General features: G+C 43.2%; 7 protein-coding genes. 2 read left to right on the top strand and 5 right to left on the bottom strand.

Annotated features, from left to right (window positions below; translation table 11 throughout):
• Positions 1–829 precede the first annotated feature (829 nt).
• From I6E84_RS13870 to I6E84_RS13855, 4 genes are all read right to left on the bottom strand, one after another.
• Positions 830–1,138 carry a hypothetical protein gene (locus I6E84_RS13870; protein ID WP_197218586.1) on the bottom strand — a complete coding sequence of 103 codons (309 nt, stop codon included), beginning with the start codon at positions 1,136–1,138 and terminating at the stop codon, positions 830–832.
• 677 nt (positions 1,139–1,815) lie between these two features.
• Positions 1,816–2,484 (bottom strand): YceI family protein, encoded by a 669-nt coding sequence (locus I6E84_RS13865; RefSeq protein WP_227681548.1) that lies wholly within the window; start codon positions 2,482–2,484, stop codon positions 1,816–1,818.
• Between the two features lie 93 nt (positions 2,485–2,577).
• The gene (locus I6E84_RS13860; protein WP_197218585.1) at positions 2,578–5,679 is read right to left on the bottom strand and encodes an efflux RND transporter permease subunit; all 3,102 of its coding nucleotides are present in this window, start codon (positions 5,677–5,679) and stop codon (positions 2,578–2,580) included.
• Positions 5,676–7,034, bottom strand: coding sequence for an efflux RND transporter periplasmic adaptor subunit (locus I6E84_RS13855; protein WP_197218584.1), 1,359 nt, complete (start codon positions 7,032–7,034; stop codon positions 5,676–5,678). Before I6E84_RS13855 ends, I6E84_RS13860 begins: the two co-directional genes overlap by 4 nt.
• Positions 7,035–7,560: 526 nt before the next feature.
• On the opposite strand from I6E84_RS13855, the gene I6E84_RS14245 reads away from it, so the two are divergent.
• Positions 7,561–7,689, top strand: a complete 129-nt coding sequence (locus I6E84_RS14245; protein ID WP_265090099.1) for a hypothetical protein — start codon at positions 7,561–7,563, stop codon at positions 7,687–7,689.
• Between the two features lie 106 nt (positions 7,690–7,795).
• On the opposite strand, the gene recG is transcribed toward I6E84_RS14245, so the two are convergent.
• Positions 7,796–10,174, bottom strand: a complete 2,379-nt coding sequence (gene recG, locus I6E84_RS13850; RefSeq protein WP_227681547.1) for an ATP-dependent DNA helicase RecG — start codon at positions 10,172–10,174, stop codon at positions 7,796–7,798.
• Positions 10,175–10,567: 393 nt separating this feature from the next.
• On the opposite strand from recG, the gene I6E84_RS13845 reads away from it, so the two are divergent.
• Positions 10,568–11,557, top strand: coding sequence for a patatin-like phospholipase family protein (locus I6E84_RS13845; RefSeq protein ID WP_197218583.1), 990 nt, complete (start codon positions 10,568–10,570; stop codon positions 11,555–11,557).
• Positions 11,558–11,563: the final 6 nt, after the last annotated feature.

Genomic DNA, 11,563 nt, shown 5'->3' with positions numbered 1-11,563 from the left:
GGTTTTAATTAAGTAATTATCTCCTAATTACTGCCAGTTCTCCCTGTTGAGGGGCGTATTATAGACGCTTTAAATCTTGAGTCAAGAGGTAATTTTCATTTAGTTTAAAACTAATTAATTCGAAATATTCATTAAGTGATTTCTCACTTTCTAAATATCCTTCCTTTCCGACTGGGTGGCGGTATACTCGGTTTAAAGTGAAGGTCAAGGACTCTTGAAAACTATTCTATAGTTTGTTTAACTGCCTTAGAAATACTGGCTACTTATCAAGGGGCCAGTGATTTGGTGCGCTAGTTAGTTTTTGAATTTTCATTTTGTAATCGAACTTCGACCGTTTTGGACTTCATGATATGCCTCTATATATCCTTTGCACATCCAAAGTACATTAGTACAGATGAGTGTGTAAACATCGCAATATGGATAACTTATATAAATAGCTGACCTAAAGCAGTTGCTCAGCTATACATCTATATCCAAAAACTGAATGCCCTTAATTAGATTTCAGTCATTTGCATACTTCCACTACTGTCTACTAATTAACTTATATAGATGAGTGCAGTTATCTTAGTATATTTTGGCAGCTATCAAGCAAGCGTATATTATCGGTCACCTTAGCTTTACCCGTCCTTAGAATCATTGGTCTTTGAAGTTGCTAATCGTAACCTATTCATAGCAAAACGAAAAAGGCAACCTAATGGCTGCCTTTTCGATTCTGCATATTGTTTTAAGTTTCATCACTGCTAATAAGATAACACGATCGGTTTTATTACACTTAAAGGCAATCATTTGCATGGTGAGCAACTACTCACCACAGAAACTAACTTTCTAATTATAAATATGGTTGTGCAGTTTCTTCTTCAACTTCAACAGTACCATCACTTTCGGCATCAGCTTGACCCATATCATCCATACTTCCATCATCAGCCTGAGCCATATCATTCATGCTCTCGGCATCAGACATATTGTTAAACTCTTCAGTTTCAGTTTGAAGTCCGTTATCCATACTTCCAGCTTCGGTTTGCATGGTAGTATCTGCAGTCGCAGTTTGTACGACTGGTTGTTCAGCAGCCATGGCTAGACTTGGGATAGTAAGTGCGGCGCCAACAATTAATGATAAAGACAAAGTAAGGTTTTTCATTGATTAATTCCTTGATTCACAGATTTTATGCATCAGTTAAAAATAAGCCTAAACGGTATTTCGTACAGCTCGAATCTATTTAACAAACAGCACTGTCATAAATAAAGTTATGATAATCATTTGAGCTATTATCATGTTCGATTTGAGATCAGAACATTATGATCTAATCTTTATTAGCCATAATCTCCGAACACAAGACTACCAATTAATAACTTTGGCATTCAGTAGTACAAAAATTACCAGTCTAACGTGCTTATTTTTTTCTTGTGACATTGTGCAATTGCTATAGCATCTTTGTTATATCAAAATGTTGAGAACTATTATTGATAACTCTTAATCTCAAACCCTTATAACTAAACAACATGTGCTCTATTAGTTATTAACCTCTACTTAATAATACATACTTATTATTTTTTAACTCTCTTATCGTTTCTTGAGTAAATTACTCTAAACTCCTTATATTTTCTGGATTTTTGAATATTTATTATGTTATGGCATTAATTTTCTATATCGCAAGAGTGAAAGTATGTTGGCAACAGTCTGATAACAAAATTTAGTCATTATATTTTTGAAGTATTGCGAGATTTTTTGAGGTCATCACACTTATTAAGGAAAAATATATAGATATGAGCATCACAAATTCCAAAAATATGCCATAACTCATCGTATTCTTAAGATCAATATGATTGATTTACAGCTTCCACTTGAATATCTAACTTCACTTTTTTTGCCATGCCTAACACTGTATATTTACTAATACCCCACTTCGTTCTGTCGATAGTTGTCGTAAAACTTCCACCACACACCGATTTTTTTAATATCGGATTTAAATAGCAGTTGAATTTGATAGCAGTGAGCGTAACGGGGTTGGTCTGCCCATGTAGCGTCAATAGGCCATCAACTTTGATGGTATCTTTATTAGATAAAAAATGCCATTTGGTAGACTTAAAACGAGCCACTGGAAATTTTTCGATATCAAAGAAATCTGCGCTTTTAAGCGTGGTATCGAAAATTTTGTTACCTGTGTTTAAGGTATGCAAAGGAATTATGAGAGCGATATTGCCTGTCTTAGCCGTTGGATCATAATCAAGCTGACCGCTCAAATTATAGAAGCCACCAGTGTGCGTTGACGTGTTGAGAGGCTCAATGGTGAAACGTACATTGGTACGGGTAGCATCGATGTAGTAGGGAGTCGCATAACTACTGACGATGCCTACTGTACTTAGAAATAAACCCAATAGAAATTTGCGATAGGATAATAGTGCCTTTGAGAGAAAAGCATGACTCATAATGACATTCCTTTGTGCAGTAAATGACAAGCCAATCACATCCTTTGTGATCGTCATACGACTCATATAGCGATAAAAAGACAATATCTAATCGATAGATATTGTCTTTTTCATTTTAGTAATCTGACTTATACAAATTAAAGCACTAAATTAAACTTTGCTATCTATAGTTGATTTATCTTTGCCACTTGGTATCAGCCATTTAGCGAACCAACCTGATACGTCATCCATTAAGGTATAAACCACTGGAATGACCACGAGACTGAGTAGCGTCGAGGTCACCAGACCACCCAATACTGCTGCCGCCATCGGGCGACGGAAAGTAGGATCTGCATCACCCCAACCAAAGACTAATGGCAACATGCCAGCGCCCATCGCAATCGTCGTCATAATAATCGGTCGAGCACGCTTATGACAGGCATCGACCATCGCATCAAACCGTGCTAGTCCACGGTTTTGGGCGATGATAGCGTAATCCACTAACAAGATAGAGTTCTTGGTTGCTATACCCATCAACATAATAAAACCAATCATCGAAGGCATCGACAAGCTGCTATTAGTAATCACCAAACCGATAAAAGCACCACCGATTGATAAAGGTAATGCCACTAAAATCGTAAAAGGCTGTAGCACTTTGCCAAACAGAAGAATCAACACGCCTAAAATACAGATGATACCGACTGACATGGCGATGATAAAACCACTGAAAAGCTCAGCCATATTTTCGGCTTGCCCTTGATCAATGATGGTAATTGACGCAGGCAAATTTTGCATTGTCGGGGTCTTTTTGACTGCTTGTACCAACTCGCCAAGCTCACTGTCTGCAGGCTGTACCGTAATACTGATCGCACGCTCACGATCGAGACGTTTTATCTGAGCAGGCCCTGTACCAAAATCCAAACTGGCCACTTCACTGATACGCACGCCTTGCCCTGCGACACTATTACTAGATACGTATAGCCCCTCTAACTGGTTGACGTTTTGTTTTGCGATATCAGGCAAACGCACAACAATAGGAACTTGCCGTGTATCTAAATTGAGCTTAGACAGACTTTGCTCATAGTCGCCGACGGTCGCAATACGTAAGGTAGTCGCGATATCTTGTGTGGTCACACCTTTGTCTGCCATCGCTAGTCTGTCAGGCGTCACGGTTAGCTCTTGACGCGGTAGACTGCGGTCGCTAGTGACCGATCCCGCACCTGGTAATGCACGAATATCGGACATAATCTGCTGCGCGGTCTCTTCAAGTACTTGAGGGTTGCTACTGGTCAGCGAAAAGTTATATCCCGTCTCACCACCACTCGATAGCCCAACCGTAAAACGAGCACTTGGCACTTCTGACAGTATCGCGCTAATCTTGCGCTCAACCTGTTGTTTCGAATCTCGCTCAGCACGCGGAGCCAATACGATATCCAGACTGCCGATATTTTCTGCTTTACCACTACCGGAATCAGAGTCCATCGACTCTTGTGCCTCACCGACAGACGTAAATATATTAGTAACTTCTGGCAGTGCTAAGATGCGAGCGCTCGCTAATGCTGCAACCCGCTCTGTATCTGCTAGTGCCACATCAGGCGTTAGCTCAATCGCTACTCGTGTCTGGTCAATATCATTATCAGGGATAAAAGCGGTCGGTAATAATTTGACCAATCCCAACGAAGCCACAAATAGTATCAGCGTCACACCCATCGTTATCCAGCGATGATGCAATGTCCACGTGACGGCTTTTAGATACCACGTCATCAGTTTGCTTTGCTTTTCGACATGGTGCTTTTCTGGCCTGAGTATGTACGCTGCCATCATAGGCGTAATCAAACGCGCGACCAGTAGAGAGGCAAAGATAGCCAAAGCAGCCGTCCAGCCAAACTGCCGGAAAAACTGACCCACAACACCGCCCATAAAGGCCGTCGGCAAAAATACAGCGATTAAGGTAAAGGTCGTCGCCACTACTGCAAGCCCAATCTCATCAGCGGCTTCCATTGCTGCTTCATAAGGTGTCTTGCCCATTCTGAGATGGCGAATAATATTCTCAACTTCAACGATAGCATCATCGACCAAGACACCGATAACTAGGGACAAGGCCAATAACGAGATTATATTTAAGCTAAAATCAAACAGATACATCGCTAAGAAAGTAGGAATGACTGATAGTGGTAGCGCAACCGCAGCCACAATGGTCGCGCGGACGTTGCGTAAGAATAGAAACACCACGATTACGGCTAATATGCCGCCTTCGATTAGCATCTTTATGGAGGCACTATAATCTTCTGCTACTGGCGTTGCGGTGTCATAAACCTTATCAATCTTAATTTGACTCATCTCTGCGGTCAGCTTTGCAAGCTCTGCATCGACCAAATCCATGACCTCAACCTCACTAGCACCGCGCGAACGAGTAATGTTAAATGCCACAACGGTCTGCTCATTAAGCTTGGCAAGAGAGCTTGGGTCGGCAGCACCATCAGTCACTTGTGCCATCCGCCCAAGCGCCTGCGTGCCACCAGTCGGCACTGCTATTTGCAAGTCATTAAGCTCACGTGCCCGCTCAACTGCACCCAATACACGAATCGTTTGGGTCGCATTACCTACCTCAGCTTCACCGCCTGCGCTGTCTTGCTGAATACTGCTCAACTGCTGCGACAACTGTGCAATCGAGAACTGCAAACCACTCAGAGCGATAGGATCGGCAGCGACTGTGATTTCACGTTCAAGGCCACCGATACGACCGACCGTGCTGACCCCAGGAATATCTGACAAGCGCTTGGTAATTGTGTCATCAATGAACCAAGACAGATCTTCAACACTCATATTATCGGCAGCGACTGAATAAGTCACAATCGGAAAGCCTGCTGTCGATACTTTAGTAATGATAGGATCGTTGGCGGCCGCAGGGAGATCCCCACTTACTTCTCCGACGGCTGAACGCACATCGTCGACGGCTTCTTGGATGTCTTTTTCTAATACAAACTCTGTTGCCACCGTAGCAACACCTGTCTGTAACGTCGTGCGAATACGCTTAACACCTTCTATACTGGTGATTCTGTTTTCAATCTTTTTTGCAATATCGTTTTCGATCTGAGAAGGGGCTGCACCAGGGAGGGTGACGGTCACAACAACTGCGGGTAAATCAATATCTGGAAACTGTTGCACCTTCATTTGCATAAAGCCGTAAATGCCGCCTAACGTCAGGAGCACAAACAGCAAAATAGCAACCAGCGGATTTTTAATCGAATAAGCTGAGACATTTAAACTCATGAGCGTGCCTGCTTATCTGTGCCAGTCGTGGTTTTATCGGCAGCCGCGTCAGCTTGGTTACCTGTTTGAATTGCACCATTCACGACAAGCACTAAATCACCATCATTTAAAAAACTTCCACCTTGCTTCACAATCTGACTATTAGCAGGCAATGGCTCTGTAATCGCTACACTATCGCCAAGTCGCTTGCCCAATGTCACTCGCTGTTGCTTGATACGACCTGTATTTTTGCCACCTTGAATCTTCATGTTAGTAACTAGCATGACATAGTCATAACCATCGTTGCTCACGATAGCGCTATTTGGCACCGTCTGCGTACTGGCACTGCCTAGTAGGAACTCACCCGTCTGATACATGCCTGACCGTACTTGTGCATTGGCAGCCAAACTGGCATAAATAGTAATCTGCCGGTTATTATCTGCCGTTGGCGCAATACGGCTTACCTGACCCATTACAGAGTCGCCACCCGGTAAGCTCACTCGTACTGGCGTACCAACACCGACTTCACCGATAAGTTTGGGATCAATATCCGCGCGCCACTCTAAAATACCGCCTTTAATAATAGTAAATAATGGCTCACCACCAGCGACCATACCCACTTCAACCATTTTTTCGCTGATGATACCGCTCACTGGCGCGACCACTCGAGCATTATCAACACTCAAACGCTGAGTGCTTAGTCGAGCTTTTGATGCTTGCAAAGACGCTCTGGCTCGAAGCTCGGAGGTACGATAGCGATCGGCTTCTTGTTTGCTGATGGCATCAATATCGAGTAGTGGCAATACGCGCGCTGCGTCAGCACTAGCGTTAGCCAGCGTCGCTTCTGCCTCTGCGACATCAGCTTCTGCTTGTAGCACTTGCTGTTCCATCGCATCGGTATCGAACATAGCCAATACCTGACCTGCTTTGACGCGATCTCCTTCTTCGACCAAGATACGCTCGATAGCCACACCGTTCACTTTTGCACTGACATTCGCCGTATCTTTAGCATTAATAGTTCCATCAGCACTTAACGTGTTGCCAATATCCTCTTGGCTTGGCGCGATTGTTTCTACTGACAGTACCGCCTGCTCTGTACTGCCGTCGCTAGTACCATCACTGGGCGCACTGCTAGCATCTGGAGACTCAACCGTTTCTGCTTCACCATTACCCCAATATTTTCCAAGAAGGACACCAATAATCAGTACCGCCACTAAAGCAGGTAACAACCATAATGGTAACTTTGAGGAGGGTTTATTCACCAATGACTCAGACTGACGATACGGTGGTAGCTCAGCTTGTTGAGAGGTCTCAATATCAAGAGTTTGCTCGCTAGTCGGCGCTTGCTTATTATCAAGGTGTTTAAAATCGCTCATAGTTGGTCTCTATAAATAAGCACGGTACTAACGCCGTAAAAAGCATAAGGGAAACAAGATGATGCAGTCCCATCTTATTAATAAGGGTTTTTAACATTGTAGACTAACTCGTCGGCGGGTCAATTATGTTAGATACCTGAGGGGTCAGTTTTTGGTCGTTATTAGGATATAGTAAGACATTGAACTTAATAAAGATATTGCCACTCAAGATTATAGTATAGATAATAAATTCAGAATAAACACGCCAGCATAGCCCAACATTCTTACTTGAATTTTATCCGCGTGCACCTCTCCTCTCAAAGTCTAATGACCAAATCGAATACATGATTGGAGATTATTACACCGTATTTAATAAAGACACTTTTATGACTTAGTGTGACATCACATTGAACTGATTGAGATACGATAAGTGTTATTTGAATAATAAACTGTGAAAACCAATGATACATACTACATACAGTTCAGACTTGAATTTACGAGGTAATTTGTCATTATTAAGAGGACCTCATCAACAAAGGAGCCAATCATGGCTAATAAGTCAGAAGTGAAAAAACTTAAGAAAGAGATCAAAGAGACCAAAGCAAAAGTTAAACAGCAAAAGAAAAACCTCAAAGATCTCAAAAAATCACTGAAGAAAGTAAAAAAATCTAAATAGCTTTATTTTGGCAAATAAAAAAGAGGACAGCATTAGCTATCCTCTTTTTTATTGAGCATCAATTTACTGATGCAAACTACATAGCTATTCAACCTTGGTTCAATGGTTAAGCATTAGTATAACGACTGGCCTCTGGCATCCAACGATGTATCAACTGGCTGACATCGGCTTTACGTGTAGGGTCTGCAATTAAATGCTTGGCTAAACGCTGCGCAATCGCAAACAGCTGCTCATCACGGATGAGATCAGCTAAATAATAACCGACATTGCCAGTCTGGCGCTTACCGAGTAGCTCACCCGGCCCACGTAACTCTAAATCTTTTTGGGCAATGACAAAGCCGTCGGTACTATCACGTAATACATTCAAGCGTTCAGTACCAGTCTCTGATAGCGGCTTTTGGTAAAGCAGCACACAGTAACTTTTAGTAGAACCACGCCCGACTCGCCCGCGTAATTGATGCAATTGTGACAGTCCCAAGCGTTCCGCATTTTCGATAACCATTAGCGAGGCATTGGGCACATCAACACCGACTTCGATAACCGTTGTGGCAATGAGCAAGTCTAATTCTCCCGCTTTGAATTGCTGCATGATGGCTTGTTTATCAGCAGACTTCATTTTGCCGTGTACCAAGCCAATACGAATATCTAAACGCTCATTTAAGTCTTCATAAGTCGCTTCGGCTGCTTGTGCATCCAATACGCTAGACTCTTCTACCAATGAGCAGACCCAATATGCCTGCCTGCCTGCCTCACAATTGATAGCAATACGCTCAATCACCTCATCACGGCGGTTCCGATCAATGGTCACTGTGGTAATCGGCGTACGTCCCGGTGGTAACTCATCAATGATAGAGGTATCCATATCGCCATAGACACTCATGGCTAGCGTACGTGGAATCGGTGTGGCGGTCATAATCAGCTGATGCGGTGTACTGTTGGCCACGCCTTTATTGGTCAATGCCATACGCTGTTCAACGCCAAATCGATGCTGCTCATCAATGATCACCAAACCTAGTTTGGCAAACTGTACTTGCTCTTGAAACAACGCATGAGTACCGACCACAATCTGCACGGTGTTTTCAGCGATTGCCTCCAATGATTCACGGCGCTGCTTGACAGTTTGCTTGCCAGCGAGCCAGCCAACACCGATACCCAATGGCTCAAACCACTGTTTAAAATTAACTAAATGCTGTTCAGCTAAAATTTCAGTCGGTGCCATCACAGCCACTTGCCAGCCACTATCAAGCGCATAGCCCGCTGCGCCCGCCGCCACCAACGTTTTACCAGCACCTACATCGCCTTGTACCAGCCGCAACATAGGAATAGATGTCGCCATATCAGCGGTAATGTCTCGCATTACTCTTTTTTGTGCGCCCGTTAAGTCAAAAGGCAATGCGCCAAACAAGGCATCAGCCAATGGACTTTGAGTGGCGCATTTGGGCGCTTTGTGTTGATGCAATTGTTGGCGTCGATACAATAAACTAAGCTGATGCGCAGTCAATTCCTCAATAATCAAACGCTGGCAGGCGGCATGCGTACGGGCACTCAGCTGGGTTAATAGTTTATATTGCTGTCCAGCATCGGTATAAGTGGGCGGCGTGTGTAGTAATACTAAGGCTTCAAATATCGTCAAACTATAGACATTGTTGTGCGCCGATCGAGTTGCTGCCGTATGGATATCGCTATTAACACCGTTGTTAGTACTACGATTGCTATCATAGGCTGTTGCGCCGCCTCTATTAACACTATTACCAATCATATTGTCTGGTACGCTACGCGCCAAAGTCGAGAAAATATCTTCTGAGTAATCATGTTCTGCTATTGATGATTTCATCGGCTCAAAAGGCGCTAACGGCAGATCAGCCACCACAGAAAAATCTGTGGGAGTAAACAGGGTCATCGGCAGACCTTGGCTGCGGACCGTTTGTAGTGCCAATTTGATTAAGGTGCGCAGCTTATTTTGATGCAGTCCTTTAACGCTGGGATAAATCGGCTGCAATCCCGTATTGGTCATGGCAATATTATCAGTAATAATCTGATATTCAGGATGACTCATCTGCTTGCCATATCGACTGACTTTGACTTCGCCGAACAGCTGCAACTGTGTACCCAAACTCATCGTTTGCGCAAGACCGCGATAAACTTTAAAGAATCGCAAGGATATCGTCCCTGTATCATCATCTACCACTACCGTCATACCACTGCGCTTAGTATCAACATGCACCACACGCCCAGTGATTAATCCTGATTGCCCATGCTCTACGTCTGCTATGGATAGCAGTCGGCTACGATCCTCGTAATCACGTGGCAGATGTAGTAGCAAATCAAATATTCGCTTTATATTTAACTGTGCTAACTGCTCTGCGACTTTTAGGCCAACGCCTGCCAGCGCTGTCACAGGCATATCTAGCGCTGAAACTGGCAGATCAGGTCTAAAGTGGTCTGCTGATGAGTGAGCTAAAGAAGGGCTTGTCGATGTTGGCATCAAAGATCCTAGCGAGATTGTTTTATAAGTATTAATGTTTTTAAGTATTATAGATTCAATTTTCTTAGTCTACATTTGCTGCATCTTATAAAAACTATATTTATCAATTTGATATAAAATACTAAGTCATTATGACTGTCATTGATAGCCTAATCCCACTTCCAAAGCCCAGAATAACAAAGCAAACGTATGCAAATATATATCGTGTAGACCAAACTAATCTAACACCGTCAGCCATATTTTTGGGATTAAGAGTTTATTCATAATTCATGGCCTATACTCAGCGAATTCGTAGTATGGCTGTGCGAAGTCTTTAACATAAATGAATCATCTATATCATAGCAATAACTGATGCCTTGTTTTCTAACTTATACAACTCTCTAAGGTCTTTTTATGCCTACTCCCACTTTCAGCCATCCCCTCAATCATCATTTATCATTACTACGTGTGGCCATACTTACTACACTAGGACTAGTCATCAGTGCTTGTAGCACACTGACTCCAGCGAGTGTCACACCTATAGTTCCTGAAATAGAATCACCTAGCGTAGCCTTAGTATTGGGCGGTGGTGGCGCTAAAGGTTTTGCTCATGTGGGAGTAATCAAAGCCTTGGAAGAGAACGGCATTACACCGACACTCATCGTTGGCACGAGTATCGGTAGTTTGGTTGGTAGCTTATATGCAAGTGGATACACGCCTGCACAGCTTGAGCGACTTGCACTAACGACTACGGATAGCGAGTTGACTGATTTCACTTTATCCAATCAAGGGTTTATCGAAGGCATCAAACTAAAAGACTTTATCAATGCAAAAGTAGGCGAACGCACAATAGAAGATTTTCCAATTCGCTTTGCTGCAATTGCTACCGAAAAAAACACGCTAAAAAAAGCAGTCTTTACCACTGGTAATGCAGGACTTGCTGTACAAGCGTCCTGTAGCGTTCCTAATATCTTTATCGCCCCGCGTATCCCTGAAAAAGTCGGCAAAAAATATATCGATGGCGGTGTGGTTAGCCTAGTCCCTGTTGATAGCGCTCGTGATTTGGGCGCTGATATTATCATCGCAGTAGATGTGACAGATGCGAGTGACAGTAATGCCACTGAGCTTAAAGGCATACCGAACCTTAACTCACTCAGCAGCTTTTGGGGATTGCTAGAGAATACTATCGCGGCTCAGCCAAATACCAATCATAGCGCAACAATGCGTCGTGAACGGGATGGTGCAAACATTGTCATTACTCCTGCTGTTAGTCACATCAGCTCAATAGATACTAGCCAGCGCCGTGCCCTTATTGCGGCTGGATCACAAGCCACCAATTCACAAATCAATGCAATCAAGCACTTAATAAAGCAGAAGTCTCAAAGTAAGTATGCGACCCTCTGAACGATA

This window comes from Psychrobacter sp. SCQQ22, from assembly GCF_015864605.1.
Taxonomy (GTDB): domain Bacteria; phylum Pseudomonadota; class Gammaproteobacteria; order Pseudomonadales; family Moraxellaceae; genus Psychrobacter; species Psychrobacter fozii.
Note: the sequence above shows the minus strand (reverse complement) of the source record. Positions and strands in the feature narration are given on the sequence as shown.

What these genes read in the sequence shown, in the direction of transcription:
- I6E84_RS13870 (WP_197218586.1), bottom strand. Translation starts at nt 1,138, where the DNA reads ATGAAAAACCTTACTTTGTCTTTATCATTAATTGTTGGCGCCGCACTT.
- I6E84_RS13865 (WP_227681548.1), bottom strand. Translation starts at nt 2,484, where the DNA reads ATGACGATCACAAAGGATGTGATTGGCTTGTCATTTACTGCACAAAGG.
- I6E84_RS13860 (WP_197218585.1), bottom strand. Translation starts at nt 5,679, where the DNA reads ATGAGTTTAAATGTCTCAGCTTATTCGATTAAAAATCCGCTGGTTGCT.
- I6E84_RS13855 (WP_197218584.1), bottom strand. Translation starts at nt 7,034, where the DNA reads ATGAGCGATTTTAAACACCTTGATAATAAGCAAGCGCCGACTAGCGAG.
- I6E84_RS14245 (WP_265090099.1), top strand. Translation starts at nt 7,561, where the DNA reads ATGGCTAATAAGTCAGAAGTGAAAAAACTTAAGAAAGAGATCAAAGAG.
- recG (WP_227681547.1), bottom strand. Translation starts at nt 10,174, where the DNA reads ATGCCAACATCGACAAGCCCTTCTTTAGCTCACTCATCAGCAGACCAC.
- I6E84_RS13845 (WP_197218583.1), top strand. Translation starts at nt 10,568, where the DNA reads ATGCCTACTCCCACTTTCAGCCATCCCCTCAATCATCATTTATCATTA.